Genomic DNA, 26,331 nt, shown 5'->3' with positions numbered 1-26,331 from the left:
TTACCCCACTTTCACCATGTGCGGTTGCGAGCTGCGCTCGGGCGGCAGGTGATCGAGGTCACGGCTAACCAACAGCAACACTTCTGCCGATGCGTCTGCCACTTGAGCCTTGTAGCCAGTGATAGAGCGGGCGAAGACGTTGTAAATCACTACCGCAGGGATCGCAGCAACCAGGCCCAGTGCAGTGGCCAGCAGGGCCTCGGCAATACCCGGTGCCACAACGGCCAGGTTGGTGGTCTGGGTTTTGGCGATACCGATGAAGCTGTTCATGATCCCCCAAACGGTACCGAACAGACCGACGAACGGTGCGGTGGAACCGATGGTGGCGAGGATGCCGGTGCCGCTGCTCATGTTGCGGCCACAGGCGGCAACCAGACGCTCAAGGCGGAAGCTGACGCGCTCCTTGATGCCTTCTTTTTCGCGGCTATTGGCCGACAGGCGCATTTCTTCCAGTGCGTCCTGCACCAGCAGGTGCGCCAGCGTGCCTTCTTTGGTTGCAGATTCGCTGGCTTCCTTGAGGGTGCGGGCTTTTTTCAGGTTGGCGATTTCAACCCGCAGACGACGCTTGGCGCCCAGGACTTCAAAGCCTTTGGCAATCCAGATGGTCCAGGTGATGATCGAGGCGATAGCCAGGCCGATCATGACGATCTTGACGATGATGTCCGCGTTTTTGTACATGCCCCAAGGAGACAGGTCATGGGCCATGCCCAGCGTGTTGTCTTCTTCAAGAACTTGCGGAGCGTCATCGGCCGGGGCAACAGCGCCTTCAGCCAGCACAGGGTCGGTTGCACCCGGCGCAGCAACTGGGGCCGCAGCCTCAATAGCCGGTTGCGCAGCCGGAGCAGCCGGAGCCGCTGGCTCGTCGGCAAAGACTGCGCCCGGGGCCAGCAAAAGGCTGAACATCAGCGCAGCAAGCCCGCGCCAGAGGCGTGCCGGACTCAAAAACTGGGTTGGCGAAGCGGTGGAATGATTGCGTGTCATGCTAGCCGGACCTGAGAAAAGTAAGAAGGTTATGCCCTGCAACGCGTCTTGAGACCCGGGGCAAATGATGAGTTATTATTGCAAGTAATTCTTGTTAACAAAAGCAATAGCATCTGTTTTTTTCAAAAGTCACGACCTTGGTCGTGCCTGAACATGTACTTTTGTAACTTTAAATTAGGAGTTTTGAGATGCCCAAAGCCTCGGTTCTGATCGCCGGATGCGGTGATGTCGGAAGTCGTCTGGCGGCTCAACTGCCGGCCAATAACTGGCAGGTCTATGGGCTGCGACGCTCCATTGAGCGGTTACCTGCAGGCGTCACAGGCGTGGCGGGGGACCTGTTCAGCGACCAGTGCCCCGGGCAATGGCCTGAAGGCAACATTGACTACCTGGTGTACAGCGCCGCCGCCACCGACCACGACGAGGCCGGCTATCAGGCCGCTTATATAGAAGGTTTGAAGCACACGCTGGGCTGGCTCAAGCAAAAAGGCCAGCAGCCAAAGCGCTTGCTGTTTGTCTCCAGCAGCGGGGTGTATAGCCAGACGGAAGGCGAATGGGTCGATGAAACCTCGCCTGCCGAAGCCACAAGCTACTCGGGGCGAATCATGCGTGAAGCCGAGCAGATCGCATTGAACAGCGGTATTGCTGCCAGCGTGGTGCGCCTCACCGGGATTTACGGACCCGGTCGCGAATGGATGTTGGGGCAAGTGCGCAAGGGCTATCGCGTGGCAGTCGATCCGCCGCTGTATGGCAACCGCATCCATGCCGATGATGCAGGCGGCCTTCTGGCATTCCTGCTCCAGGCCGACCTGCAGGGCAAAACCCTGGAGGATTGCTATATCGGCGTGGATAACGCGCCGGTACCTTTGGCTGAAGTCGTGGGCTGGCTGCGTGAACGCCTGGGTATTACCGAATGGGCTGCCGAAGCCAGCGTGCGCCGGGCCGGTAGCAAACGCTGCAGCAACGCACGGGCCAAGGCCCTGGGCTGGGAACCGCGCTATCCGAGTTATCGCGAAGGCTACAGCGCGATGCTAGCGGATTGACTCTCTCTGCGGAGCGAGCTTGCCGGCGATATCATCGCCAGCAAGCTCTTGCAGCAGGCCAGGCTTAAAGCTGCTTTTCCAGTACCCATTCACGCTTGCCCGGGTATAACTGGGGCATTTCGTCAGGCTTGGCAGAATCCAGCGCCTGGAAGATCTCCAGCTGGCGACCATTGCGCACAAAAATGTGCGCCGCACCTGTCTCGTCCTGTTCCAGCCAGAGACTGTCGTACTCGCCGCTCATTGATGCGCAGTCGCCCGCCAGGCACAGGGCGTAAGCATTGGCTTCAGGTAAACCGGTAATCCGGCCATCGGCAAAAAAGGTCACTTGATTGCCTTGCCCTTTACCGCTGACCACACGCCACTGACCGCCCAGATAGGCAGTCTTGAGCGCGTGCTCGAAATTGGTGCCCAAAGGCGCGTCGCTTGTCAGGTTGATGGGGGAACGAACAAAGGATTGTTGCGGATCGGACTCACCCGCAGCCTGTACCAGCTCGTCGCCATTGAGGCTCAAGTCGGTGGCCGCGCTGCCATAAATATTGACCTGCCAAACCCCTTTGTTTTCAGGCATCAGCTTGCCTTCAACCCACTCAAAACCATTGGTGTAGTTGGCTTTGGCCTGTTTGGAATCAATTTGCCATTCAAGATTTGGCCCGTTGGCCAGCAGGGCTTCACGCAAATTGCCGCCTTTGGCAGCTTCATTGATCGCGGCCTGGTTGATCCAGACGCCACTGATATCGCGATGGGCGGGGCCGCTGGCACAGCCACCCAGGAAAATGGTGAGCAGCGAGAAAGCGAGCGCTTGGCGCATGGCGGGATCCTTTTAAAGCGGGGCAAGCGGGGGGTTGGCGCAGCATGAAGGCGCTGCGCCGAGGGGTGTTACTCAATGACCAGAATAGCGTCCATCTCAACCTGCGAACCCTTTGGCAGGGCCGCAACGCCGATAGCGGCACGAGCCGGGTATGGCTGCTCGAAGTATTTGCCCATGATTTCGTTGACCTTGGCGAAGTGGCTGAGGTCAGTCAGGAAAATATTCAGTTTGACGATGTCCTTGAACGAACCGCCTGCTGCTTCAGCCACGGATTTCAGGTTTTCGAATACCTGAATGGTCTGGGCTTCAAAACCTTCAACCAGTTCCATGGTTTTTGGGTCCAGCGGGATCTGACCGGACATGTAGACAGTATTGCCAGCTTTGATCGCCTGAGAGTAAGTACCGATAGCAGCAGGTGCCTTATCGCTGGTGATTACAGTCTTGGTCATGGGTGACTCCTTGTAATTAGATGGCTACGCACGCATACGAGTGATGCGGATAACCCCGTTAAGGGCGCGCAGTTTTTTGATCACGCGGGCCAGATGCACACGGTCGTGCACGCTGACCACCAGTTGGACAACGCTGATACGACCATCGCGTTCGTCCATGCTGATTTTTTCGATGTTGCCGTCGGCTGCGTTGACGCTGCTGGCAAGCAGCGCAATCAGGCCACGCTGGTGCTCCAGTTCGACACGCAACTCGACGTTGAATTCACCGGTGACATCCTTGGCCCACGAAAGCTGGACACATTTTTCGGGGTTGTGCCGAATTTCACTGATATTGCGGCAGTTATCCAGGTGCACAACCATGCCTTTGCCCGCGGACAGGTGACCCACAATCGGGTCTCCCGGGATCGGCGTACAACATTTGGCATAACTGAGTACCAGACCTTCGGTACCGCGAATCGCCAGTGGACCTTCCGGGCTCGGCAGCTGTTCGCCTTCACCCATCAGACGCCGGGCAACGACGTAAGCCATGCGATTGCCCAGGCCGATGTCTTCCAGCAGGTCTTCGACCTGCTCCAGACGATACTCCTGAAGCATGGCCTGAATGCGCTCGGCCGGGATCTTGTCCAGCGCGCTGTTGAAGCCGTTGAGCACCTTGTTCAGCAAGCGTTCGCCAAGGTTCACGGACTCGGAACGGCGCTGCAATTTCAGGGCGTGACGGATATGGGTACGCGCTTTGCCGGTAACCACAAAGTTGAGCCACGCCGGGTTGGGGCGGGCACCGGGGGCGCTGACGATCTCGACCGTGGAACCACTTTGCAGCGGCTCGGACAGCGGTGCGAGACGCCGGTTGATACGGCATGCAATACAGCTGTTGCCGACGTCGGTGTGCACCGCGTAGGCAAAATCGACTGCGGTGGAGCCTTTGGGCAGCTCCATGATCCGGCCTTTGGGCGTGAACACGTAGACCTCGTCCGGAAACAGGTCGATCTTCACGCTTTCGATAAATTCGAGGGAGTTGCCGGCGCGCTGCTGCATCTCCAGCACGCCCTTGACCCATTGCCGCGCCCGGGCATGGGTCCCCGTGTGCTGCTCGTCGCCACTGGACTTGTACAACCAGTGGGCGGCAATACCGTTGTTGGCCATTTCTTCCATTTCACGGGTACGGATCTGAATTTCGATCGGTACGCCATGCATGCCAAACAGCGTGGTATGCAGCGACTGATAGCCGTTGGCTTTGGGAATCGCGATGTAGTCTTTAAACCGTCCCGGCAGTGGTTTGTACAAATTATGTACAGCACCCAGAACCCGGTAGCAGGTGTCGACCTTGTCAACGATGATCCGGAACGCGTAAACGTCCATGATCTCGTTGAAGGCCCGGCGCTTGCCGCGCATTTTTTTATAAATGCCGTAAATATGCTTTTGACGGCCGCTGACTTCGCCCTGAATGCCGTCTACGGCTAAACAGTGGCTGAGCGACTCTTCAATTTTGTTGACGATTTCCTTGCGATTGCCCCGGGCGCGCTTGACCGCCTGATAGATGCGCGCGGAGCGCATCGGGTACATCGCCTTGAAACCGAGATCTTCGAATTCGATACGAATGCTGTGCATGCCCAGCCGGTTGGCAATGGGCGCGTAGATTTCCAGGGTTTCCTTGGCAATCCGCCGGCGTTTTTCGCCGGACAGCACTTCGAGGGTACGCATGTTGTGCAGACGGTCAGCCAGCTTGACCAGAATCACGCGAATATCCCGCGCCATGGCCATGGCCATTTTCTGGAAGTTTTCAGCCTGGGCTTCGGCCTTGGTCTCGAAGTTCATCTGGGTCAGCTTGCTGACGCCATCGACCAGTTCGGCCACGGTTTCGCCGAACTGCGCGACAAGCGCTTCCTTGGCAATACCGGTGTCTTCGATCACGTCATGCAGCATGGCAGCCATCAGGCTTTGATGGTCCATATGCATGTCGGCAAGAATGTTCGCCACTGCCAGCGGATGCGTGACATAAGGCTCGCCGCTACGTCGGCGTTGGCCGTCGTGGGCTTGTTCGGCGTAGAAGTACGCTCGTCGGACCAGATTGACCTGGTCCGCACTGAGGTAAGTCGACAAGCGATCGGCGAGGGCGTCTATGCTCGGCAAGAGGAAACCTCCTGCCAAAACTTTTTACCCTTCGCCGTGCTACGTCGACCGGGCATAGGCTTAGTTCGCCTCGTTGGACTCGTCCTCGAACGCTGCGAACAGCGGTTCGTCTTCGACGATTTCAGCGTTGGCGATAAACTCGTAGCTCATCAGGCCTGCAGCGATTTCACGCAAGGCAACAACGGTAGGCTTGTCATTTTCCCACTCAACCAAAGGCTCTTTACCGCCGGTGGCCAGTTGACGGGCACGCTTGGTAGAGAGCATGACCAGCTCAAAGCGGTTATCCACGTGTTCTAGACAGTCTTCAACGGTTACGCGGGCCATGGTCTTCCTCGTAGCAAATGCAATATGCGCGCTGCCCGGATGGGCGAGCGGACTCAACAGTTTAAAAAATCACCAGCCATTAGGGAAGCGCTGATTTTTCAAGCGCCCCCCGAAACCCGCTGTAAGCGCCAATGTAAAGCCCTTACAGGGGTTTTGGGAAGAGCCCTTTAACCCAGCAATTCAGCCAGTAATTTGCCAAAACGCTGCTGCTGACGTTTTTGCTGGAGGCGATTGGCGTGAAAAATTGCCTTCAGGTCCTCCAGTGCCAGCGCAAAATCATCATTGATGATCAGGTAGTCATAGTCGACGTAGTGGCTCATTTCACTCACGGCTTCACGCATGCGCCCGTCAATGATTTCGTCGCTGTCCTGCCCGCGATTGTCCAGACGCTCACGCAAGGCTTGCTGGCTCGGCGGCAGGATGAAGATCGAACGCGCCTGCGGCATCAGCTGGCGAACCTGCTCGGCGCCTTGCCAGTCGATTTCCAGAATCAGGTCGTGACCTTCATCCAGGGTCTGCTGCAAATGGCTCTGCGAAGTACCGTAAAGGTTGCCGAACACCTCGGCGCGCTCCAGGAAATCACCGTGTTCGATCATTTTCACGAACTCTTCGCGTTCGACGAAATGATAGTTCACGCCGTTGACCTCACCCGGGCGCATGGCGCGGGTGGTGTGCGAAACCGAGACGCGAATCTGCGGTTCGAGGTCGATCAATGCCTTGACCAGACTGGTCTTGCCTGCGCCCGAAGGGGCAGAAACGATATAAAGGGTGCCGGTGCTATGGGTCATGTCAGGGAGAGCCTTACTCAATATTCTGTACTTGTTCGCGCATCTGCTCGATCAACACCTTGAGGTTGACCGCCGCCTGGGTACTGCGCGGATCGAATGCCTTGGAACCGAGGGTGTTGGCCTCCCGGTTGAGTTCTTGCATCAGGAAGTCGAGGCGCCGGCCGGCGGCTCCACCGGACTTGAGCACGCGCCGCACCTCAAGGATGTGGGTACTCAGGCGGTCAAGCTCTTCGGCGACGTCGCTTTTTTGCGCCAGCAGGACCATTTCTTGCTCAAGACGCTGGGGATCAAGCTCGGCCTTCATGTCAGCAAAGCGATCGAGCACCTTTTGCCGCTGGGTGGCCAGCATCTGTGGCACGAGTTCACGCAAAGTCTCGACATCAGCCTCGATCGCGGTCAGTCGCTCGCTGATCAGGCGCGCCAGTTCGGCGCCTTCGCGCTCGCGGCCGTTTTTCAGTTCCTGCAGCGCCTGCTTGAACAGCACCAGCGCCTGATTGTTCAGGGCTTGAGGGTCGCTTGCATCCGCCACCAATACGCCTGGCCAGGCCAGCACTTTCAGCGGATCCAGCGCAGCCGGCTGCTTGATCAGGCTGGCGATGGATTCGGCGGCGGCCACCAGTTGCGCCGCACGCTCACGGTCAACCTGCAGCGGCTTGCCCGTGGTTTCTTCGGTGAAACGCAGCGTGCATTCCAGCTTGCCACGTGAGATCCCCTGACGCAGCGCTTCACGCACCGCTCCTTCGAGGTCACGCAAAGACTCGGGCAGGCGCAGGTGCGGCTCCAGGTAGCGGCTATTGACCGAGCGCAGCTCCCAGCTCAGGGTGCCCTGAGTGCCGGCACTTTCGACGCGGGCAAAGGCGGTCATGCTATGCACCATGGAGGTACCTCGCGATTCGATGAATTTAGCCTGACGGCCATTGAGGCGAAGGATTGTAACGCAGTGCAGGGGACGGCCCCAAATGACGTCTGTCGTAAAAGTACCCGGTGTCATGGCGCTCCCAAGGGGGCGGCGAGCCGGGCATGTAATTATTAGGCGTGTCCTGTCGGGCCATGGCCTTTATAATGCTCGGCAGTTTTCCGTCCCGTACAGGTATCCCACATGAAACGTCCAAGTGGTCGCGTTGCCGATCAGCTCCGTCCGATCCGCATCACCCGCAACTACACCAAACACGCAGAGGGTTCTGTACTGGTCGAGTTCGGTGACACCAAAGTCATCTGCACCGTCAGCGTCGAAAACGGCGTGCCACGCTTCCTTAAAGGCCAGGGCCAGGGCTGGCTGACTGCCGAATACGGCATGCTGCCCCGCGCCACCGGCGACCGCAACCAGCGTGAAGCCAGCCGCGGCAAGCAAGGCGGACGTACCCTGGAAATCCAGCGCCTGATCGGCCGCTCGCTACGCGCCGCACTGGACATGTCCAAGCTGGGCGACATCACCCTGTACGTCGACTGCGACGTGATCCAGGCCGACGGCGGCACTCGCACGGCCTCGATCACCGGCGCCATGGTTGCCCTGGTCGACGCTTTGAAGCTGATCAAGAAACGCGGCGGCCTCAAGGGCGGCGACCCTCTCAAGCAGATGATTGCAGCGGTCTCGGTGGGCATGTATCAGGGCGAGCCAGTGCTCGACCTCGACTATCCTGAAGATTCGGCAGCCGAAACCGACCTGAACGTCGTAATGACCAGCACCGGTGGCTTCATCGAAGTTCAGGGCACTGCCGAAGGCGCGCCATTCCAGCCTGAAGAGCTGAACGCCATGCTGGCACTGGCGCAAAAGGGCATGACCGAAATTTTCGCCCTGCAACAAGCTGCACTGGCCGACTAACATCGCCGAGCTGTATGCCGAAGCCGTCTGTAACCATCTGGAGAACGCCATGAGCGAGCTGGACCTTTCAAAACCCGAGCCGAGCCGCGATGCTCGTAAATGGGCCATGTTTTGTCACTTTTCAGCGTTCCTCGGGATGTGGTTTCCGTTTGGCAGCCTGATCGGCCCGCTGATCCTGTGGCAGGTAAAGCGTGAAAGCGATCCGTTCATCGATGACCAGGGCAAGGAAGCCCTGAACTTTCAGATCACCGTGGCGATTGCTTCGGCCATTTGCTACGTGCTGATGTTTGTTCTGATCGGTTTCGCCCTGCTCGGCCTGGTCCTGATCGGCGCAGTGGTGCTGGTGGTGATTGCCGGCGTCAAGGCCAATGACGGAGTGGTATACCGCTACCCCTTCACCTGGCGCCCGATCAAGTAAACCAGCACCCACAAAAAAGCCGACAGCGATGTCGGCTTTTTTGTGGCTTCGAAAAAACACCTAGATAGTCAGTGTCCAGTCGTAGTCCACGATCAATGGCGCATGTTGCGAGAAGCGTGGCTGACGCGGCAGGCGAGCGCTTCGTACGAAGCGGCGCAGACCCGGTGTCAACAACTGGTAGTCGAAACGCCAGCCCAGATTAAGCATCTCGGCCTGTTCGTTATCCGGCCACCAGCTGTACTGATCGCCTTCACGACTGACTTCACGCAGGGCATCGACATAGCCCATATTGCCGACAATCTCGTCCATCCAGGCCCGCTCAGGCGCCAGGAAACCAGGAGATTGCTGGCTGTCACGCCAGTTTTTAATGTCGAGTTTCTGCTGCGCCACATACAGCGAGCCGCAGTAGATGTACTCACGACGCTTGCGACGCTGCTTATCCAGATAGCGTGCAAAGTCGTCCATTAGCTTGAATTTTTGATTCAAGTCTTCATCGCCGTTCTGCCCCGAAGGGAGCAGCAAGGTCGCGATGCTGACCTTATCGAAATCGGCTTGCAGGTAGCGCCCGTAGCGATCGGCCGTCTCGAAGCCAAGCCCAGTGATGACTGCTTTCGGTTGCAAGCGCGAATACAAAGCCACACCGCCTTGGGCAGGGACTTCAGCTTCGCAGGCATAAAGAAAGTAGCCATCCAGCTGGTAGGCTGGATCGTCCAGTTCAAAGGCGGAGGCGCGGGTGTCCTGCAGGCAGATAACGTCGGCATTCTGAGCTTGCAGCCAACTGAGCAAACCGCGCTCGACTGCCGTCTGAATACCATTGACGTTCACACTGATGATCCGCATAAATGGCCCCAAAAATCACGTGCGTGTATGATACACGCCGTCTAACCAATTAGCTAAATCCGTGGCATCTGGGGCCTTTACATGCAAGCGTATCAGCGCGACTTCATCCGTTTTGCCATCGATCGCGGCGTTTTGCGCTTCGGTGAGTTCACCCTGAAGTCCGGGCGCACCAGTCCTTACTTCTTCAATGCCGGCCTGTTCAACACCGGCTCCGCACTGGCTCAACTGGGGCGTTTCTACGCTGCCGCCATCGTTGACAGCGGTATCTCCTTCGACGTCCTGTTTGGCCCGGCCTACAAAGGCATTCCACTGGCGGCAACCACCGCAGTGGCCCTGGCAGAACACCATGACCGCGACCTGCCATGGTGCTTCAACCGCAAAGAAGCCAAAGCCCACGGCGAAGGTGGCAGCCTGGTCGGCTCGCCGCTCGAAGGCAATATCCTGATCATCGACGACGTGATCACCGCCGGCACCGCCATCCGTGAAGTCATGCAGATCATCCAGGCCCAGGGCGCCAAAGCCGCAGGCGTGCTGATTGCCCTGAACCGTCAGGAGCGTGGCAATGGCGAGCTGTCAGCCATTCAGGAAGTCGAGCGTGACTTTGGTATTCCTGTGGTCAGCATCGTTTCCTTGAACCAGGTGCTGCAGTACCTGGCCGAAGACGAAACGCTCAAGCAATACCTGCCAGCCGTTGAAGCCTATCGGGCGCAGTACGGGATCTAGTCCGCACAGCCAAAAAAAAGCCCCGCCCGGCAATCGCCGGACGGGGCTTTTCTGGTTTTGCTTAAACCGTCTTGCTGTTGGTAATCAGGGTACCGACACCGGTATCAGTGAAGATTTCCAGCAGCACCGCGTTCGGTACACGACCGTCGACGATGTGCGCAGTGGTCACGCCACCTTGCACGGCTTCCAGCGCGCAGCGGATCTTGGGCAGCATGCCGCCGTAGATGGTGCCATCGGCAATCAGGTCATCCACCTGGGCAGTGGTCAGCCCGGTCAGCACCTTGCCCTGCTTGTCCATCAGGCCCGCGATATTGGTCAGCAACATAAGCTTTTCAGCTTTCAGCGCTTCGGCGACCTTACCCGCCACCAGATCCGCGTTGATGTTGTAGGACTCGCCGTTTTCACCCACGCCAATCGGCGCAATTACCGGGATGAAATCACCCTTGGTCAGCATGTTCAGCAGGTCAGTGTTGATCCCGACCACTTCGCCCACATGCCCGAAATCGATGATTTCCGGGCTGGTCATTTCCGGTGTCTGGCGGGTAACCACCATTTTCTTGGCCCGGATCAGCGTGGCGTCTTTACCGGTCAGGCCTATGGCGCTACCGCCATGGCGGTTGATCAGGTTGACGATCTCTTTGTTCACATGGCCGCCGAGCACCATTTCAACCACATCCATGGTTTGCGAGTCTGTGACCCGCATACCGTCGATGAAATGGCTCTCGATGGACAGGCGCTTGAGCAAATCACCGATTTGCGGACCGCCACCATGGACCACGACCGGATTGATACCCACGGCCTTCATCAACACGATGTCGCGGGCAAACCCGGTTTTCAGCTCATCGTTTTCCATAGCGTTGCCGCCGTACTTGATCACCAGCGTCTTGCCGACGTAACGGCGAATATAGGGCAGCGCTTCGGACAAAACCTTGGCGACGTTGGAGGCGGCATCACGTTCGAGGGTCATTCAGGGCTCCGGTAGAACAAATCGATCAAAACGGTAGTTGGAGATCAGGCGCCACACGCTTCAATTGGGCGTGAAAGACATCCTTGATACGTTGCAGTTCGGCCTCGGTCTCTGCCTCGAATCGCAGCACCAGCACCGGAGTGGTGTTGGAGGCGCGAACCAGGCCCCAGCCGTGTGGATAGTCGACCCGAACACCATCAATGGTGGTCAGCTCGGCGGCTTCACCCCATTGGGCATCGTGCAGGGCGTCAATGATGCTGAATTTGCTCTCATCCGTCACATCGATATTGATCTCTGGCGTAGAAATATCGTTGGGGAAGGTCTCAAACAGCTCTTCGGCTGTCGCCTGGCGCTTGCTGAGGATCTCCAGCAGGCGCGCAGCACTGTAAATACCGTCATCAAAACCGAACCAGCGCTCTTTGAAAAAGATATGCCCGCTCATTTCTCCGGCCAGCAAGGCACTGGTTTCCTTCATCTTCTTTTTGATTAACGAATGACCGGTCTTCCACATAAGTGGCCGACCGCCACATTCTTCGATCCAGGGCGCCAGACGACGGCTGCATTTCACATCAAAAATGATCTCGGCAGCCGGGTTGCGCACCAGCACATCCTGAGCGAACAGCATCAGCAAGCGATCCGGGAACACCATGGTGCCGGTATTGGTCACGACACCGACACGGTCGCCGTCGCCATCAAAGGCCAGGCCAAGGTCGGCATTGGTTTCTTTAACCTTGGCGATCAGGTCCAGCAGATTCTCGGGCTTGCCCGGGTCCGGGTGGTGGTTGGGGAAATTACCGTCCACCTCGCAGAACAACGGGATCACTTCGCAATTCAGGGCTTCGATCAGTTGCGGGGCAATCACGCCTGCCGCACCGTTACCACAGTCGACCACCACTTTAAGACGCCGGGCCAGCTTGATGTCCCCGGTAATTTCATCGAAGTAGCGCGGCAAAATCTCAACCCGGGTGATGCTGCCTTCACCCCAAGTCAGATCATTGCTCTTGAGGCGGGTATGCAGCGCCTGTATTTGCTCGTTGGCCAGGGTGTCGCCAGCGATCACGATCTTGAAGCCGTTGTAGTTGGACGGGTTATGGCTGCCCGTGAGCATCACCCCCGACTTGCCCCTCAGCACGCTGGCCGCGTAATACAGCGCCGGCGTCGGTACCAGGCCTACATCGCTGACATGGCAACCGCTGTCGGCCACACCCTGAATCAAACGCTCCACCAGTTCCGGACCCGACAACCGCCCGTCACGCCCCACCGATACATGGGGCTCACCCTGGGCCAGGCTTTCGGCGCCAATGGCACGGCCAATCCAGTAGGCAGTTTCAGCGGTCAAGGTTTCAGGCACCACACCGCGAATGTCATAGGCGCGGAAGATGCTGTCAGGGAATTGCGGCGCGACCGAAGCTGGGCTGCTCATTAAAAAGGATGCTCCATTTTCTGAGAATTCGGGGTGTGCACTGAAACTGCCAGGCACACGAACGTCGACCTTGCCCTACGGCGAGCATTCACCGGTTGACGGGGAGCGGTCGAGCATAAGCTGTGGCTTTGGACGGCGTTTTGACGCGAGAGTTCGTGAGGCCAGTTGGCATTACGGGGCGTATGGCACAAGGCTGCCATCGATTTTGGCAATAAACAGAGTGACTGCATTGGCGCGAGCTTCATCCTGAATTACCACGCTAACGAGTCAGGTCAGGCAGGGCGCCTGACCTGAGTACAATCAGAGGCTGCCGGAATGACCGAAGCCGCCAGCACCACGCTGGCTTTCGTCGAATTCTTCGACCAGCTCAAAGTGCGCCTGCACCACCGGCACCAGCACCAGCTGAGCAATACGCTCACCGATGGTGATGTTGAAGGCGGTTTGACCACGGTTCCAGCACGAAACCATCAGTTCGCCCTGATAATCGGAGTCGATCAGGCCGACCAGGTTACCCAGCACGATGCCGTGCTTATGACCCAGGCCGGAGCGCGGCAGGATCAGCGCCGCCAGGCCCGGATCACCGATGTATACCGACAGACCGGTCGGGATCAACAGGGTCTGGCCCGGTTCCAGAACGGTGTCTTGTTTAAGCATGGCGCGCAGATCAAGACCGGCGGAGCCGGGCGTGGCGTACTGCGGCAGCGGAAATTCGCTACCAATGCGTGGATCGAGGATTTTGGCTTGCAAAGCGTGCATACGAGTTAAACCTGGTTCAGACGTTCGGCGATAAAAGTGATCAGCTGGCGGGCAATTTTGCCCTTGCTGGTCTGGGCAAACACAGTGGCATGCAGTTGACGGTCAATCACGCTGCAGGCGTTTTCTTCGCTGTTGAAGCCGATGCTGGGGTTAGCCACATCGTTGGCCACAATCAGGTCGAGGTTTTTGTCTTTGAGCTTGCGCGCGGCGTAATCGAGCAAGTGCTCGGTCTCTGCGGCAAAGCCGACACTAAAAGGGCGGTCAGGGCGCGAAGCGATGGTGGCCAGAATGTCTGGATTGCGCACCATCTGCAGCAACAGGCCGTCACCCTTGGTAGGGTCTTTCTTGAGTTTCTGCGGGGCAACGACTTCCGGGCGGTAATCCGCGACTGCAGCGGACGCAATAAACACGTCACAGGGGATCGCCGCTTCACAGGCCGCGAGCATATCGCGGGCACTGACCACATCGATCCGGCTCACCCGGTCCGGGGTCGGCAAGTGCACCGGCCCGGTAATCAGGGTTACCCGGGCACCGGCCTCAACCGCCGCTTCAGCCAGGGCAAAGCCCATTTTTCCGGAGCTGTGGTTGGTGATATAGCGCACCGGGTCGATGTTTTCCTGGGTCGGGCCGGCCGTAATCAGTACATGCTTGCCGGTCAACACCTGACGCTGAAAACACTCGGCGGCGCAGTGCACCAGATCATCGGCCTCAAGCATGCGGCCAAAGCCCACGTCACCGCAGGCCTGGCTTCCGGAAGCCGGACCAAACACGCGCAGGCCGCGGGTTTCAAGCAATCGGGTGTTGGCCTGGGTGGCCGGATCACGCCACATGGCCTGATTCATCGCCGGCGCAATGGCGACCGTCGCGTCAGTGGCCAGCACCAGGGTGGTCAGCAGATCATTGGCCAGGCCCTGGGCAAGACGGGCGATCAGGTCAGCCGTGGCTGGCGCGATCAGTACCAGGTCAGCCCACTTGGCCAGCTCGATATGGCCCATCGCGGCTTCAGCCGCCGGGTCCAGCAAATCCAGGTGAACCGGGTGCCCGGACAGGGCCTGCATGGTCAGCGGAGTGATGAACTCGCTACCGCCACGGGTCATGACAACCCGCACTTCGGCGCCTTGATCCAGCAAACGGCGAACCAGCTCTGCACTCTTGTAAGCCGCGATGCCGCCGCCGACGCCCAAAACAATGCGTTTTCGATACAGCCGCTGCATAGGCCTGCCTTCTAGTTCGATGATGACTGCGCGGAAAATGGCCAAATGCCACGCAAAAATGATGGGCTAAGATAACACAGCGCCTGCCAGGGAACAGCGGCGCCCACTTACATGGAGGTGTTATGAGCATCAGGGATTGGCCGGCAGCAGAGCGGCCGCGCGAGAAGCTTTTAGAACACGGAGCATCCAGTCTTTCCGACGCCGAACTGCTGGCAATCTTCCTGCGCACCGGGGTCTCGGGCAAAAGCGCGGTCGACCTGGCACGGCATTTACTCGCTGAATTCGGCAGCCTGAGGGCCCTGCTCGAAGCCGACCTCGCCGGGTTCTGTCGCCAGCTGGGGCTCGGGCCGGCCAAGTTCAGCCAGTTGCAGGCGGTACTGGAGATGAGCCGCCGGCACCTGGCCGAGCGCCTGCGCCGGGACTCGGCGCTAGAAAGCCCGCAGGCCGTTCGTGACTATCTCAAGTCGTTACTGCGTCACGAACTCCACGAAGTGTTTGGCTGCCTGTTCATGGACTCCAAACACCGGATGCTGTCCTTTGAAGTGCTGTTCAGGGGCTCCATCGACAGTGCCAGCGTGTACCCGCGCCAGGTGGTCAAGCGCGCCCTCGCACATAACGCCGCAGCGGTGATTTTTTGCCACAACCACCCCTCGGGTGTCACCGAGCCCAGCCAGGCCGACCGCACCCTGACCAAGCGCCTGAGCGATGCGCTGGACCTGATCGAAGTGCGGGTTCTGGATCACTTTATCGTTGGCGACGGTGAACCGCTCTCAATGGTCGAACATGGCTGGATGTGACACTCAGGGCTTGATGCTGACCGTCGAAAAGTCCTGACGCCCGAACGGACTCACCTGATAACCCTGTACGTCTTTACGGGTAAGCGCGTAGGCCGTTGGGTGTGCCAGCGGCAGCCACAGCGCCTGCTGCTGAATCAGGGCCTGGGCCTTTTGATACAGCGCGCTGCGCTTGTCCTGGTCGGTGAGGGTTTTGCCCTCACTGATCAGGCTGTCCAGGGTCTTGTCGCAATAACGCGCAAAGTTGGTCCCGGACTTCACCGCGGCGCATGAAAACTGCGGAGTCAGGAAGTTGTCCGGGTCGCCGTTATCACCGGCCCAGCCCATGAACAACAGGTCGTGCTCACCCGCTTTGGCGCGACGGATCAATTCGCCCCATTCAATCACCCGGATGTCCGCCTTGATGCCCACCTTGCCCAGGTCCGCCTGCAGCAACTGCGCCCCAAGGCTTGGGTTCGGGTTCAGCACGCTACCGGTCGGCCGGGTCCAGATGGTGGTTTTAAAGCCGTCCTTGAAGCCTGCACTGGCCAGCAGCTCTTTGGCTTTTTGCGGATCATGGGCATAGCCCGGCAAATCTTTGGCATAGCTCCAGGTCGTGGCCGGATAGATGCCACTGGCAGTCTGTGCACCGTTCTCGAACACCGCCTTGAGGTAAGTGTCTTTATCGAAGGCCAGATTGATCGCCTGCCGCACCTGGGGCTTGTCCAGTGGCGGATGCTGACTATTGATGGCCACAAAAGCAGTCATGAAGGCCGGGGTTTGCGCAACGCTCAACGCCGGGTCCTTGGTGGCGGCATCCACATCCAGCGGTTTGGGCGAGAGGGCAATCTGGCACTCATTGCGGCGCAATTTCTGCAGGCGCACGTTGGCGTCCGGGGTGATGGCAAAAATCAGCCCGTCGATGGCCGGCTTGCCCGCGAAATAGTCCGGGTTGGCCTTGTAACGCACCACCGCATCTTTCTGGAAGCGCGAGAACACAAAAGGCCCGGTTCCGATCGGCTGGCTGTTCATCAGCTCCGGCGTCCCGGCCTTGAGCAGTTTGTCGGCATATTCGGCCGAATAGATCGATGCAAAGCCCATACTCAGCGCCGGCAGGAACGTTGAATCCGGATGGCTGAGGGTAAAGCGCACGGTCAACGGATCCGGGGTTTCGATCTTTTTCACCAGCTGCGGCAGTTGCAAGGACTGCGCATGGGGGAAACCGCTTTGCGCCACCTTGTGCCACGGATTGTCCGGATCAAGCATGCGCTCGAAGCTGAAGCGCACGTCATCGGCATTCAGTTCACGGCTCGGGGTGAAATAAGGCGTGCTGTGAAACTTGACCCCGGGGCGTAATTTGAAGTCGTACACAAGACCGTCAGGGGACACTGACCAGCTTTGCGCCAGACTCGGCACCAACCTGGCAGCCCGGGCATCAAAATCCACCAGACGATTCATCAGCACGTCTGCCGAGGCATTGGTGGTCGTGAGCGAGTTGTACTGCACCACATCGAACCCTTCGGGGCTGGCCTCGGTGCAAACACTCAAGGTGGCCGCCTGAACCAGCGGACTCAGGCAAAAGGTAAGCAATAAGGGGGCGGCAGCGAGGCGCATGATCTGTTTCCTTTGCAAGTCGATGTGGCCCATCTGCAGGTGCAGTCTGGAAAAGACTAACCCTAGTGACCTGATGGACAAATGACTACTTTTTAATACGATCCGTTCCCTGTAGTGGCTGCCGAAGGCGCCTGCAGAGCTCGAAACGGGGGTATTTTCGGCCATATCAAGACCCGTCCGCCCTTGTCGCGGCCGTCGCCGACTGCAATAAAGCGCAATTTTCGCACTGAAACCTTTCATCTCGCGACGAGCGGTAAAACCCAAGCAGGCATAGGCTTTAGCGCGAAATGCCGTTAGACTGCCGACTTAATTAATTACAGCAAACCACAGTTCGTGTTGTTGCTCTTTAGTCTTTCTGGTATAAAGCAGCGCTCTTTTCTAGGGGCCCGGTTCCTTCGTTTGTAGGTGTAGCCGGTAAGACCCTTAAAGAAACGCGGCGCCTGGCGCCATGACTGAGAGATTAAGCGGCCAACCCATGCCGGGTTGGGCATGTGGTTTTAGAGGGCTGAGGCATGTCGAGAGTCTGTCAAGTTACCGGTAAGGGTCCGGTGACTGGGAATAACATTTCCCACGCAAATAACAAAACCCGTCGTCGTTTCCTGCCGAACCTGCAGCATCACCGCTTCTGGGTTGAAGAAGAGAAACGTTTTGTTCGTCTGCGCGTATCTGCTAAAGGCATGCGCATCATCGACAAGCGTGGCATCACTGTCGTGCTGGCCGAAATCCGCCGCGATGGCAAGATCTAAGGGAGCTAATCATGCGTGAATTGATCCGTTTGGTGTCGAGCGCTGGTACAGGCCATTTCTACACCACAGATAAGAACAAGCGCACCACTCCGGACAAAATCGAAATCAAAAAATTCGATCCGCGGGTTCGCAAGCACGTGATCTACAAAGAAGCCAAAATCAAGTAATTGGTTTTACTTCTTACAAAAAAGGCCCGCATCTCACGATACGGGCCTTTTTTGTTGCTCAGCGCTGACGGTTCAACGTGAGACCGGCACTTCCCTGCATTTCCCGGCCTGACTCAGTTTCATGGTCACCATTGCCCCTCCTGCGCCACGATCCTCAGCCGCCATCTATCGGCTCAGGGTTTGTGTTCAAACACGACGTAAACTTTGCGACATGGCTCCAGCACTTCCCACGTGCCACTGAAGCCGGCAGGGATGACAAAACGGTCACCGGCCCGCAGGGTCTTGGCGTTACCTTCCTGGTCACGCAGAACTGAAACGCCCTGCAGAATTTCGCAATATTCATGCTCGGTGTAATTGACCGTCCAGTGCCCCACAGCACCTTCCCACACCCCCGCGCTCATCTGCCCGCAAGGGCTGTCGTAATGGTTGTGGACAACTTGCTCCGGATTACCCTTGAGCACTTTTTCCGGCGCAGGACTGAATCGGTCAGCCTGGGTTTTGGCAGTGCTGAAGTCGACGATTGTGGCAATGCTCATTATTTTTGTACCCCCGAAATTGCTGCGTGTGTGGTCAGAAAGACAAAAACTGATGTTTATTAAAACGAACAAGCCTTGCCGTTTGCGACACATGTGTCAAATATATTGAAAGTTCCAGGGCCACTGGTTTAGGGTGGCGGATGTCTCGTACTGATCACTTTAGTGAATCGGACAGCATCCATGACGCGCCATGCCAAAGCCTGAGCGCTGCAATTCTTAATAAGAGGAGGACACTCGAATGACCACCCTGACGCGTGCTGATTGGGAACAACGGGCCAAACAGCTGAAAATCGAAGGTCGCGCCTACATCAACGGTGAATACACCGACGCGGTCTCCAATGAAACGTTCGAGTGTCTCAGCCCGGTCGACGGCCGCTTGCTGGGCAAAGTTGCCAGCTGCGATGCAGCTGACGCCCAGCGCGCCGTAGAAGTGGCACGCAAAACCTTTGAGTCGGGCGTCTGGTCGCGCCTGGCACCGGCCAAGCGCAAAGCCGCCATGATCCGCTTTGCCGATCTGCTCAAGCAAAACGCCGAAGAACTGGCCCTGCTTGAAACCCTGGACATGGGCAAGCCGATCAGCGACTCGCTGCACATCGACGTCCCCGGTGCAGCCGGTGCGCTGAGCTGGAGCGGTGAAGCCATCGACAAGATTTACGACGAGGTCGCCGCCACCCCCCACGACCAGTTGGGTCTGGTGACCCGCGAAGCGGTCGGCGTAGTCGCCGCCATCGTGCCGTGGAACTTCCCGTTGATGATGGCCTGCTGGAAGCTCGGCCCGGCGCTGTCGACCGGTAACTCGGTAATCCTCAAGCCCTCCGAAAAATCACCACTGACAGCCATCCGCATTGCGGCACTGGCCGTTGAAGCCGGCATTCCGGCTGGCGTCCTGAACGTCCTGCCAGGTTACGGCCACACTGTCGGCAAAGCCCTGGCCTTGCACATGGACGTCGACACCCTGGTGTTTACCGGTTCGACCAAAATCGCCAAGCAGTTGATGATCTATTCCGGCGAATCCAACATGAAGCGCATCTGGCTCGAAGCCGGCGGCAAGAGCCCGAACATCGTCTTCGCCGATGCTCCCGATCTGCAAGCCGCTGCCGAATCCGCTGCCAGCGCCATCGCCTTCAACCAGGGCGAAGTCTGTACCGCAGGTTCGCGCCTGCTGGTCGAGCGCTCCATCAAAGACAAATTCCTGCCGCTGGTGATCGAAGCGCTCAAGGACTGGAAGCCGGGCAATCCGCTGGACCCGGCCACCACCGTGGGCGCCCTGGTCGACACTCAGCAAATGAACACTGTGCTGTCGTACATCGAAGCCGGCCACAGCGAAGGCGCCAAACTGGTTGCCGGTGGCAAACGAATCCTGCAGGAAACCGGTGGCACCTACGTTGAGCCGACCATTTTCGACGGTGTGAGCAACGCGATGAAAATCGCCCAGGAAGAAATTTTTGGCCCGGTCTTGTCGGTTATCGCCTTCGACAGCGCCGCAGAAGCGATCCAGATTGCCAACGACACGCCATATGGCCTGGCGGCTGCAGTCTGGACAGCCGATATCTCCAAGGCTCACCTGACTGCCAAAGCCCTGCGCGCCGGTAGCGTATGGGTCAACCAATACGATGGCGGCGACATGACCGCTCCGTTTGGCGGCTTCAAACAGTCGGGTAACGGCCGTGACAAGTCGCTGCACGCATTCGACAAATACACCGAGCTGAAATCCACCTGGATCAAGCTGTAACACAACACTGGTAACACCCTGTGGGAGCGGGCTTGCCCGCGATGATCGCACCCGGTCTGCGCTATGGACCCCGGTGCTTGCATCGCGAGCAGCCGCTCCCACATTTGTTTCAAACCTTTATTTCTAGTTATCCACAGGAGCACAGCGATGCGTTGGGCGACTTACTTCGCCGTACTGGCCTCGGTACTCAGCGTCGGCCTGGCGCTGGGCGTGAGCATGCCGCTGGTGTCGTTCCGGCTCGAAAGCTGGGGTTACGGCGGGTTCGCAATTGGCGTGATGGCAGCCATGCCGGCAATCGGCGTGCTGGTGGGCGCCAGCCTGGCCAGCAAACTGGCCTCGCGCTTTGGTACGCCGGCCCTGATGCGTCTGTGTTTGTGGTGTGGCGCGCTGTCCATCGGGCTGCTGGCGTTACTGCCCAGCTACCCGGTGTGGCTGGTGCTGCGACTGCTGATCGGGGTAGTGCTCACGATCATTTTCATTCTCGGTGAAAGCTGGATCAACCAACTGGTGGTCGAACAATGGCGCGGCCGCTTGGTCGCCCTGTATGGCTCGGCCTACGCCTTGAGCCAACTCTCCGGGCCCCTGCTATTGGGCCTGGTTGGCTCTGAAGGGGACTACGGATTCTGGATCGGCGTAGCTCTGCTGACGCTGGCCCCCTTGCTGCTGATGGGCCGCGATGGCGCCCCCGCCACCGAAGCGTACAGCGTGACCTTCAATGACTTGCTGGAGTTCTGTCGAGGCTTGCCGGCCATCGCCTGGGCTGTAGGGTTATTTGCGGCCTTTGAAGCCATGATTCTGACCCTGCTGCCGGTCTATTGCCTGCGTCAGGGCTTTACCGCCGACATCGCCCTGGCAATGGTCAGTACCGTGGTGGTGGGCGATGCCCTGCTGCAACTGCCGATTGGTGCGCTGGCCGACCGCCTGTCCCGGCGTTCGTTGTTCACCGGTTGCGCGGTGCTGCTGATGCTGTCGAGCCTGGCGGTGCCATTGTTGCTCAATACCCTGTTGATCTGGCCGCTGTGGGTGATTTTCGGCGCCAGCGCAGGCGGCCTGTTCACCCTGTCGTTGATTCTGATCGGCGAGCGCTACCGTGACGACGCGCTGGTACGTGCCAATGCCCACATTGCACAGCTATGGGGCATTGGCTGCCTGATCGGGCCGCTGGCCGCAGGTGCTGGCAGCCAGTGGATCAGCGGCCATGCCTTGCCGCTGTTCATGGCCGCCGGAGCCTTGGTGCTGGTGATCCTGGTGTTGCGCCAGGGCGCCTTTGGCGCAGAGCAAACAGCCGCATAAAACACGCGCCTGCAGAGGGCCTGGGTGGTTACAACATCTTCTCCAGCCCCACGCTCTTGCTGAACCAGGCGTTCAGCCGGCGCCACCAGTTGCCCGGCTCGTGGCTCAACGCATGTAACCGGCCATTGTCTTCGGTTACCCAGACGATCTTGCCCTGCTCCAGGGTCGGCTCGTAGCTCAAGGCCGGCGACATGCCCTGCAACGCCAGCTTGCGCGCCTCGTCCGCCAGCTGCGGGCTGTCCACCAGCACCCCGACCTCGGTGTTCCACAAGCCCGAACGCGGGTCGAAATTGAACGAGCCGATAAAGGATTTTTGCCCGTCGAAAATCATCGCCTTGCTGTGCAGGCTCGAATCGCTGCTCATCCCGTGTTTAAACAGATGCGGACCGCTGCCCGGGTGGCTGCCGGGCTGGCGCCGCAGCTCAAAGAGCTTGACCCCATGCTCCAGCAACGCCTTGCGATAGGGGGCATAGCCGCCATGCACCACCGGCACGTCCGTGGCTTCCAGGGAGTTGGTCAATAAACGTACATCGACCCCGGCATCCGCACGGCCCGTCAGGTACACCAGCCCGGTTTCACCCGGCACAAAGTAGGCCGAGACCAGAATCAGCTCTTTGTTCACCCCGGCCAGTTCCGGCGCCAGTTGCGTGGTCAGCAACAAATGCGGATCCGGCTCGTCCTTGGCCAGCACCTTGCTCGGTGCATCCCACAAGGCCTGACCCCAGGCCCAGATCAGCTCTTTGCGCCAGGTATCCAGCTGCGGGCTGGTTTCATACGATGCCAGTTGCTGGTACAGCGTGTTGTTGCGTTGTTGTGCCAGTTTGAGTGACGCCTCGAGTTTTTCCCGCGCCCTGGCCAGCTCCGACCGGGACAGCCGTGCCGAAACAAAATCACCAATGGGCTGGCTCAGGGCACTGTTCCAGTATTGATCGAAGCTGTACCCCAGTTGCTCAGCCACCGGCCCCACTCCGAGCAGGTCGATGTCGGTGAAATTCAGATCCGGCTGAGCATCGAAATACTCATCGCCCAAATTCCGCCCGCCGACAATCGCCGCACTGTTATCGGCCAGCCACAGCTTGTTGTGCATGCGCCGGTGCTGGCGCGAAAGATTGAATAGCCGACCCATCGCCCGGGTCACCCCCGTGCCACGTCCCAATTGCAGCGGATTGAACAGGCGGACCTGAATATTGGGATGGGCCGCCAGGGTGGCCAGAATATCGTCCAGGCCATCGCTGGCGGTGTCGTCGAGCAGCAGTCGTACCCTCACCCCGCGATCTGCCGCCTTGAGCAGCTCATCAACCAGCATCCGCGTACTCAGCCCGTCGTGGACGATGTAGTACTGCAGATCAAGACTGCTCTGCGCATTGCGAATCAGCTCTGCCCGGGCCCGGAACGCTTCGCCGCTGTTGGGCAATAAACGGAACCCCGAGCGGCCCCGGTAGGGCGCCGCCTGAGCCATGATCGAGCGGCCAAAGGATGAATCCACTGCGGGGGTAGCCTGACTTGACTCTCGAGGTACATCCAAGGTGCTACAACCTCCCAGCAACAGCGCGAAAAACAACATGCAGAGTGATTTCAACGTACGGTGCCCCGTTCAACTGTCCGCGTGACCGGCCGCCTGAGCCCATAATTTGCTGGCCGTTTCACCGACCTTGCGCACGGCCTCTTCAATCTGCAGCGTTGGCTTGGCAGCGTAGTTCATGCGCAAGCAATTACGGTACTTGCCCGAGGCAGAAAAGATGCTGCCCACCGCGACCTGCACCCCCTGCTCAAGCAGCGCGCGATTGAGGCGCAAGCTATCAAACCCCTCGGGCAGTTCAAGCCACAGCATAAAACTGCCCTGAGGCCGGCTGGCGCGGGTACCGGGCGGAAAGTAGCGGCTGATCCAGCCCAGCATCAAATCGCGATTGCGCTGATATTGGGTGCGCATTTTGCGCAGGTGCGGCTCGAAATGACCGTTTTTCAAAAAGTCGGCAACCGCCAGCTGCGGCTGCGGCGCGGTGGAGCCGGTGGAGATGTACTTCATGTGCAGCACCCGCTCCAGATAACGGCCCGGCGCGACCCAGCCTACCCGCAGGCCCGGGGCCAGGGTCTTGGAGAACGAGCTGCACAGCAGCACCCGACCGTCATCGTCGAACGACTTGATGGTCCGCGGGCGAGGGTAGGTGTAGGCCAGCTCACCGTAGACATCGTCTTCGATAATGGCCACGTCAAAGCGCTGGGCCAGGGTCACCAAGGCCCGTTTGCGCGCCTCGGGCATGATGTAGCCCAGCGGATTGTTGCAACTGGGGGTGATCTGGATTGCCTTGATCGGCCACTGCTCCAGCGCCAGCTCCAGCGCATCCAGGCTGATGCCGGTCAGCGGGTCGGTGGGTATCTCCAGCGCCTTCATGCCCAACCCTTTGAGGGTTTGCATGGCGCCGTGAAAGCTCGGCGAATCGACCGCCACAATATCTCCCGGCTCACACACCGCCCGAATACTGCATGACAGCGCTTCATGGCAGCCAGTGGTGATCACTATCTCGTCGGGGCTCAACTGACAGCCCGAGTCGAGCAGCAGGCGCGCCAGTTGCTCGCGCAGGGCCAGCACCCCGTAGACGTTGTCGTAATACAGGCCGGGCAAGTCCAGGCGGCGACTGATTTGCGCCAGGCTGCGCAACAACGGCTTGATGGTCGGCACAGTAACGTCGGGCATGCCGCGCCCCAGTTGAATCACATCCTTTTGCGGCACCGAGCGCACCAGTTCCAGCACCTGCTCCCACTGGGAAATTTCCACCGGCCGCTGAGCGGGCTTGCCCATGCCCGGCAAGGCCGGCAACTGGCGCTCCATCGGTACAAAGTATCCGGACTTGGGGCGCGGCGAAGCCAGGCCATTGTCCTCCAGCAACCGATACGCCTGCTGCACCGTACTCAGGCTCACACCATGTTCGGCGCTTAATGCACGCACTGAAGGCAAGCGGTCGCCGGGGCGATAAAAGCCCTGCTCGATGCGCGTACCGAGCAGGTCGGCGAGGTTGACGTATAGGGTCATGGCGGTGCTCTCGAAAGATTGACCGGTACAGATGGGCTATAAACCGAGGATTCAGGCTCTAAAAAGACGAATCTGTATGCATATAAAAACAGTTTGCTGAATCTGTCATGGTTTTTGACGCAAGGCCATCATGCTGACTCATAGCAACCGAGTCAAAAGGAGCTGGCGAATGAATGGTTTAAGCGATGTGCGTCTGACGTTACACGGCCCGCAATTACAGGCTGAGCACGAATCTTTTCAGGTCGTCAGTTCACCTGCCGCTTTAAGCCGCTGGGGCCTGTTCTGTCACCGCTCACGCACCCGCCGTGCCTTGCTCCAGCTGGATGCACAGCAGCTGCGGGACGTGGGTTTGAGCCCGGAGCTGGCCCTGCGCGAAGGCTGCAAACCGTTCTGGCGCTCTTGACCTGACTGGCAGCAGCGAGCGCCTGCAGGGGGACGGGTTAACCCAGCTCTTTGAGCCGATGCCACAACATGCCCAGCGCCAGCAACGGCGAACGCAGGTACTTGCCGCCCGGAAAGGTGATGTGCGGGACTTTGGCGAACAGGTCAAAACCGTGGCTTTGCTGGCCGCTGATGGCCTCGGCCAGCAGCTTGCCGGCCAGGTGCGTGGCGTTCACCCCATGTCCTGAATACGCCTGGGCGAAATACACGTTGGGCTGATCCGGCAGACGACCGATCTGCGGCAAGCGGTTGGCACCAATACCAATCATCCCGCCCCACTGGTAATCGATTTTTACATTGGCCAGGTGCGGGAACACTTCGAGCATTTTCGGCCGCATGTAAGCGCCGATGTCCTGCGGGTCGCGGCCTGAGTAATGGCAGGCACCACCGAACAGCAAACGCCGGTCCGCCGAAAGCCGGTAATAATCCAGCGCCACACGCTGATCGCATACCGCCATGTTCTGCGGCAACAAAGCATGAGCCTGGGCTTCACTCAACGGCTCGGTGGCAATGATGTAACTGCCCGCAGGCAGTACTTTGCCACTGAGTTGCGGGTTGAGATCCTTGAGATAGGCATTGCAGCCCAGCACCAGGCTCCTGGCCCGCACCGATCCCTGAGCCGTATGCACCCGCACTTCAGGGCCGTAATCGATCCGGGTTACCGCGCTGTTTTCGAACAGCTTCACGCCCAGTTGCGCCGCGACGGCGGCTTCACCCAGCGCCAGGTTAAGCGGGTGCAAATGACCCGAGCCCATGTCGACCAGGCCTCCGACATAACGGTCCGAACCCACCACACTGTGCACTTCGTTGGCTTGCAGCAAACGGGTCTGGTGGCGATAACCCAAACCGCGCAATTCTTCGGCCTCTTCGGCAAAACCTTCCAGGTCGCGAGGCTTGTTGGCCAGGTCGCAATAACCCCAGGTCAGGTCGCAGGCAATGTTGTAGCGTTCGACCCGCTGGCGCACGATTTCCACCGCCTCCAGGCCCATCAACTTCATTTGCCGCACACCGTCCTTGCCGATGATCCCTTCAAACTGCTCAAGCCCGTGGCCGACGCCACGAATCAGTTGCCCGCCATTGCGCCCGCTGGCGCCCCAGCCGATCTTGTGCGCTTCGAGCACAATCACGCTCATGCCGCGCTCGGCCAGTTCCAGCGCCGTGTTCAGGCCGGAAAAGCCGCCGCCCACCACGCACACATCAGCCACATGCTCACCTTGCAGCACCGGATGATCGGGCTGCGGCAGACTGCTGGCGGCGTAATAAGAAGCGGTGTGCTGGCTGCGCGGATCCGGGGCGCTCATGTGATTAATCCTGA

26 protein-coding genes and 1 pseudogene are annotated in these 26,331 nt (G+C 59.0%); 10 read left to right on the top strand and 17 right to left on the bottom strand.

Features of this window, described 5'->3' with window-relative positions; translation table 11 throughout:
- Positions 1-981 carry a tonB-system energizer ExbB gene (gene exbB, locus B195_RS00565; protein WP_003437770.1) on the bottom strand — a complete coding sequence of 327 codons (981 nt, stop codon included), beginning with the start codon at positions 979-981 and terminating at the stop codon, positions 1-3.
- Positions 982-1,169: 188 nt separating this feature from the next.
- Here exbB and B195_RS00560 point away from each other — a divergent pair, with 188 nt between their 5' ends.
- Positions 1,170-2,021 (top strand): SDR family oxidoreductase, encoded by an 852-nt coding sequence (locus B195_RS00560; RefSeq protein WP_003437773.1) that lies wholly within the window; start codon positions 1,170-1,172, stop codon positions 2,019-2,021.
- A 64-nt stretch (positions 2,022-2,085) separates the two neighbouring features.
- Here B195_RS00560 and B195_RS00555 read toward each other — a convergent pair whose 3' ends face one another.
- The 6 genes from B195_RS00555 to B195_RS00530 form a co-directional block, all read right to left on the bottom strand.
- Positions 2,086-2,829, bottom strand: coding sequence for a hypothetical protein (locus B195_RS00555; RefSeq protein WP_003437775.1), 744 nt, complete (start codon positions 2,827-2,829; stop codon positions 2,086-2,088).
- A 68-nt stretch (positions 2,830-2,897) separates the two neighbouring features.
- Entirely contained in the window at positions 2,898-3,278 is a 381-nt protein-coding gene (locus B195_RS00550) for a RidA family protein (RefSeq protein WP_003437778.1), read from the bottom strand.
- Positions 3,279-3,302: 24 nt separating this feature from the next.
- Positions 3,303-5,408, bottom strand: a complete 2,106-nt coding sequence (gene spoT, locus B195_RS00545; RefSeq protein ID WP_003437781.1) for a bifunctional GTP diphosphokinase/guanosine-3',5'-bis pyrophosphate 3'-pyrophosphohydrolase — start codon at positions 5,406-5,408, stop codon at positions 3,303-3,305.
- A 60-nt stretch (positions 5,409-5,468) separates the two neighbouring features.
- Positions 5,469-5,732 (bottom strand): DNA-directed RNA polymerase subunit omega, encoded by a 264-nt coding sequence (rpoZ, locus tag B195_RS00540; RefSeq protein WP_003437783.1) that lies wholly within the window; start codon positions 5,730-5,732, stop codon positions 5,469-5,471.
- 167 nt (positions 5,733-5,899) lie between these two features.
- Positions 5,900-6,520: a guanylate kinase gene (gene gmk / locus B195_RS00535; protein ID WP_003437785.1), complete on the bottom strand. Its 621-nt coding sequence runs from the start codon at positions 6,518-6,520 to the stop codon at positions 5,900-5,902.
- Between the two features lie 13 nt (positions 6,521-6,533).
- Entirely contained in the window at positions 6,534-7,397 is an 864-nt protein-coding gene (locus B195_RS00530; RefSeq protein WP_003437788.1) for a YicC/YloC family endoribonuclease, read from the bottom strand.
- A 222-nt stretch (positions 7,398-7,619) separates the two neighbouring features.
- On the opposite strand from B195_RS00530, the gene rph reads away from it, so the two are divergent.
- Together rph and B195_RS00520 are read left to right on the top strand one after the other, a co-directional pair.
- Complete coding sequence (gene rph, locus B195_RS00525) at positions 7,620-8,342, top strand: ribonuclease PH (RefSeq protein WP_003437790.1); 723 nt, start codon at positions 7,620-7,622, stop codon at positions 8,340-8,342.
- Positions 8,343-8,391: 49 nt separating this feature from the next.
- A complete protein-coding gene (locus B195_RS00520) occupies positions 8,392-8,760 on the top strand; it encodes a DUF4870 domain-containing protein (protein WP_003437794.1) in 369 nt (122 codons plus the stop codon).
- 60 nt (positions 8,761-8,820) lie between these two features.
- Here B195_RS00520 and B195_RS00515 read toward each other — a convergent pair whose 3' ends face one another.
- Positions 8,821-9,600 (bottom strand): exodeoxyribonuclease III, encoded by a 780-nt coding sequence (locus tag B195_RS00515; RefSeq protein WP_003437806.1) that lies wholly within the window; start codon positions 9,598-9,600, stop codon positions 8,821-8,823.
- 81 nt (positions 9,601-9,681) lie between these two features.
- Here B195_RS00515 and pyrE point away from each other — a divergent pair, with 81 nt between their 5' ends.
- Entirely contained in the window at positions 9,682-10,323 is a 642-nt protein-coding gene (gene pyrE, locus B195_RS00510) for an orotate phosphoribosyltransferase (protein WP_003437809.1), read from the top strand.
- Positions 10,324-10,384: 61 nt separating this feature from the next.
- On the opposite strand, the gene argB is transcribed toward pyrE, so the two are convergent.
- The 4 genes and pseudogenes from argB to coaBC form a co-directional block, all read right to left on the bottom strand.
- Positions 10,385-11,290, bottom strand: a complete 906-nt coding sequence (gene argB / locus B195_RS00505; RefSeq protein WP_003437812.1) for an acetylglutamate kinase — start codon at positions 11,288-11,290, stop codon at positions 10,385-10,387.
- 25 nt (positions 11,291-11,315) lie between these two features.
- Positions 11,316-12,692: pseudogene (locus B195_RS00500) on the bottom strand (phosphomannomutase/phosphoglucomutase); the annotation flags it as partial.
- 321 nt (positions 12,693-13,013) lie between these two features.
- Positions 13,014-13,469, bottom strand: coding sequence for a dUTP diphosphatase (dut, locus tag B195_RS00495; protein ID WP_003437816.1), 456 nt, complete (start codon positions 13,467-13,469; stop codon positions 13,014-13,016).
- Between the two features lie 5 nt (positions 13,470-13,474).
- Positions 13,475-14,683: a bifunctional phosphopantothenoylcysteine decarboxylase/phosphopantothenate--cysteine ligase CoaBC gene (gene coaBC, locus B195_RS00490; RefSeq protein WP_003437818.1), complete on the bottom strand. Its 1,209-nt coding sequence runs from the start codon at positions 14,681-14,683 to the stop codon at positions 13,475-13,477.
- A 122-nt stretch (positions 14,684-14,805) separates the two neighbouring features.
- Here coaBC and radC point away from each other — a divergent pair, with 122 nt between their 5' ends.
- A complete protein-coding gene (radC, locus tag B195_RS00485; RefSeq protein WP_003437820.1) occupies positions 14,806-15,480 on the top strand; it encodes a DNA repair protein RadC in 675 nt (224 codons plus the stop codon).
- 3 nt (positions 15,481-15,483) lie between these two features.
- Here the strand turns inward: radC and B195_RS00480 are convergent, their stop codons facing one another.
- A complete protein-coding gene (locus B195_RS00480; protein WP_003437822.1) occupies positions 15,484-17,070 on the bottom strand; it encodes an ABC transporter substrate-binding protein in 1,587 nt (528 codons plus the stop codon).
- 512 nt (positions 17,071-17,582) lie between these two features.
- On the opposite strand from B195_RS00480, the gene rpmB reads away from it, so the two are divergent.
- Positions 17,583-17,816: a 50S ribosomal protein L28 gene (gene rpmB, locus B195_RS00475; RefSeq protein WP_003437823.1), complete on the top strand. Its 234-nt coding sequence runs from the start codon at positions 17,583-17,585 to the stop codon at positions 17,814-17,816.
- An 11-nt stretch (positions 17,817-17,827) separates the two neighbouring features.
- Entirely contained in the window at positions 17,828-17,983 is a 156-nt protein-coding gene (gene rpmG, locus B195_RS00470) for a 50S ribosomal protein L33 (RefSeq protein ID WP_003437824.1), read from the top strand.
- 173 nt (positions 17,984-18,156) lie between these two features.
- Here the strand turns inward: rpmG and B195_RS00465 are convergent, their stop codons facing one another.
- Entirely contained in the window at positions 18,157-18,519 is a 363-nt protein-coding gene (locus tag B195_RS00465) for a cupin domain-containing protein (protein ID WP_003437825.1), read from the bottom strand.
- Between the two features lie 238 nt (positions 18,520-18,757).
- Here B195_RS00465 and B195_RS00460 point away from each other — a divergent pair, with 238 nt between their 5' ends.
- Together B195_RS00460 and B195_RS00455 are read left to right on the top strand one after the other, a co-directional pair.
- Positions 18,758-20,251, top strand: coding sequence for an aldehyde dehydrogenase (locus B195_RS00460; RefSeq protein WP_003437826.1), 1,494 nt, complete (start codon positions 18,758-18,760; stop codon positions 20,249-20,251).
- A gap of 147 nt (positions 20,252-20,398) precedes the next feature.
- Complete coding sequence (locus B195_RS00455; protein WP_003437827.1) at positions 20,399-21,544, top strand: MFS transporter; 1,146 nt, start codon at positions 20,399-20,401, stop codon at positions 21,542-21,544.
- 28 nt (positions 21,545-21,572) lie between these two features.
- Here B195_RS00455 and B195_RS00450 read toward each other — a convergent pair whose 3' ends face one another.
- Both B195_RS00450 and B195_RS00445 read right to left on the bottom strand, forming a co-directional pair.
- Entirely contained in the window at positions 21,573-23,108 is a 1,536-nt protein-coding gene (locus B195_RS00450; RefSeq protein WP_029612719.1) for a phospholipase D family protein, read from the bottom strand.
- 30 nt (positions 23,109-23,138) lie between these two features.
- Positions 23,139-24,575, bottom strand: coding sequence for a PLP-dependent aminotransferase family protein (locus tag B195_RS00445; RefSeq protein ID WP_003437829.1), 1,437 nt, complete (start codon positions 24,573-24,575; stop codon positions 23,139-23,141).
- A gap of 169 nt (positions 24,576-24,744) precedes the next feature.
- On the opposite strand from B195_RS00445, the gene B195_RS00440 reads away from it, so the two are divergent.
- A complete protein-coding gene (locus B195_RS00440) occupies positions 24,745-24,978 on the top strand; it encodes a DUF1127 domain-containing protein (RefSeq protein ID WP_003437832.1) in 234 nt (77 codons plus the stop codon).
- 37 nt (positions 24,979-25,015) lie between these two features.
- On the opposite strand, the gene B195_RS00435 is transcribed toward B195_RS00440, so the two are convergent.
- A complete protein-coding gene (locus tag B195_RS00435; protein ID WP_003437833.1) occupies positions 25,016-26,317 on the bottom strand; it encodes an FAD-binding oxidoreductase in 1,302 nt (433 codons plus the stop codon).
- Positions 26,318-26,331: the final 14 nt, after the last annotated feature.

The organism is Pseudomonas sp. Lz4W, from assembly GCF_000346225.2.
GTDB classification, from domain to species: Bacteria; Pseudomonadota; Gammaproteobacteria; order Pseudomonadales; family Pseudomonadaceae; genus Aquipseudomonas; species Aquipseudomonas paraversuta.
The sequence above is the reverse complement of the archived record's forward strand: the minus strand, read 5'-3'. Positions and strand labels throughout refer to the sequence as shown.

What these genes read in the sequence shown, in the direction of transcription:
- exbB (WP_003437770.1), bottom strand. Translation starts at nt 981, where the DNA reads ATGACACGCAATCATTCCACCGCTTCGCCAACCCAGTTTTTGAGTCCG.
- B195_RS00560 (WP_003437773.1), top strand. Translation starts at nt 1,170, where the DNA reads ATGCCCAAAGCCTCGGTTCTGATCGCCGGATGCGGTGATGTCGGAAGT.
- B195_RS00555 (WP_003437775.1), bottom strand. Translation starts at nt 2,829, where the DNA reads ATGCGCCAAGCGCTCGCTTTCTCGCTGCTCACCATTTTCCTGGGTGGC.
- B195_RS00550 (WP_003437778.1), bottom strand. Translation starts at nt 3,278, where the DNA reads ATGACCAAGACTGTAATCACCAGCGATAAGGCACCTGCTGCTATCGGT.
- rpoZ (WP_003437783.1), bottom strand. Translation starts at nt 5,732, where the DNA reads ATGGCCCGCGTAACCGTTGAAGACTGTCTAGAACACGTGGATAACCGC.
- gmk (WP_003437785.1), bottom strand. Translation starts at nt 6,520, where the DNA reads ATGACCCATAGCACCGGCACCCTTTATATCGTTTCTGCCCCTTCGGGC.
- B195_RS00530 (WP_003437788.1), bottom strand. Translation starts at nt 7,397, where the DNA reads ATGGTGCATAGCATGACCGCCTTTGCCCGCGTCGAAAGTGCCGGCACT.
- rph (WP_003437790.1), top strand. Translation starts at nt 7,620, where the DNA reads ATGAAACGTCCAAGTGGTCGCGTTGCCGATCAGCTCCGTCCGATCCGC.
- B195_RS00520 (WP_003437794.1), top strand. Translation starts at nt 8,392, where the DNA reads ATGAGCGAGCTGGACCTTTCAAAACCCGAGCCGAGCCGCGATGCTCGT.
- B195_RS00515 (WP_003437806.1), bottom strand. Translation starts at nt 9,600, where the DNA reads ATGCGGATCATCAGTGTGAACGTCAATGGTATTCAGACGGCAGTCGAG.
- pyrE (WP_003437809.1), top strand. Translation starts at nt 9,682, where the DNA reads ATGCAAGCGTATCAGCGCGACTTCATCCGTTTTGCCATCGATCGCGGC.
- argB (WP_003437812.1), bottom strand. Translation starts at nt 11,290, where the DNA reads ATGACCCTCGAACGTGATGCCGCCTCCAACGTCGCCAAGGTTTTGTCC.
- dut (WP_003437816.1), bottom strand. Translation starts at nt 13,469, where the DNA reads ATGCACGCTTTGCAAGCCAAAATCCTCGATCCACGCATTGGTAGCGAA.
- coaBC (WP_003437818.1), bottom strand. Translation starts at nt 14,683, where the DNA reads ATGCAGCGGCTGTATCGAAAACGCATTGTTTTGGGCGTCGGCGGCGGC.
- radC (WP_003437820.1), top strand. Translation starts at nt 14,806, where the DNA reads ATGAGCATCAGGGATTGGCCGGCAGCAGAGCGGCCGCGCGAGAAGCTT.
- B195_RS00480 (WP_003437822.1), bottom strand. Translation starts at nt 17,070, where the DNA reads ATGCGCCTCGCTGCCGCCCCCTTATTGCTTACCTTTTGCCTGAGTCCG.
- rpmB (WP_003437823.1), top strand. Translation starts at nt 17,583, where the DNA reads ATGTCGAGAGTCTGTCAAGTTACCGGTAAGGGTCCGGTGACTGGGAAT.
- rpmG (WP_003437824.1), top strand. Translation starts at nt 17,828, where the DNA reads ATGCGTGAATTGATCCGTTTGGTGTCGAGCGCTGGTACAGGCCATTTC.
- B195_RS00465 (WP_003437825.1), bottom strand. Translation starts at nt 18,519, where the DNA reads ATGAGCATTGCCACAATCGTCGACTTCAGCACTGCCAAAACCCAGGCT.
- B195_RS00460 (WP_003437826.1), top strand. Translation starts at nt 18,758, where the DNA reads ATGACCACCCTGACGCGTGCTGATTGGGAACAACGGGCCAAACAGCTG.
- B195_RS00455 (WP_003437827.1), top strand. Translation starts at nt 20,399, where the DNA reads ATGCGTTGGGCGACTTACTTCGCCGTACTGGCCTCGGTACTCAGCGTC.
- B195_RS00450 (WP_029612719.1), bottom strand. Translation starts at nt 23,108, where the DNA reads ATGTTGTTTTTCGCGCTGTTGCTGGGAGGTTGTAGCACCTTGGATGTA.
- B195_RS00445 (WP_003437829.1), bottom strand. Translation starts at nt 24,575, where the DNA reads ATGACCCTATACGTCAACCTCGCCGACCTGCTCGGTACGCGCATCGAG.
- B195_RS00440 (WP_003437832.1), top strand. Translation starts at nt 24,745, where the DNA reads ATGAATGGTTTAAGCGATGTGCGTCTGACGTTACACGGCCCGCAATTA.
- B195_RS00435 (WP_003437833.1), bottom strand. Translation starts at nt 26,317, where the DNA reads ATGAGCGCCCCGGATCCGCGCAGCCAGCACACCGCTTCTTATTACGCC.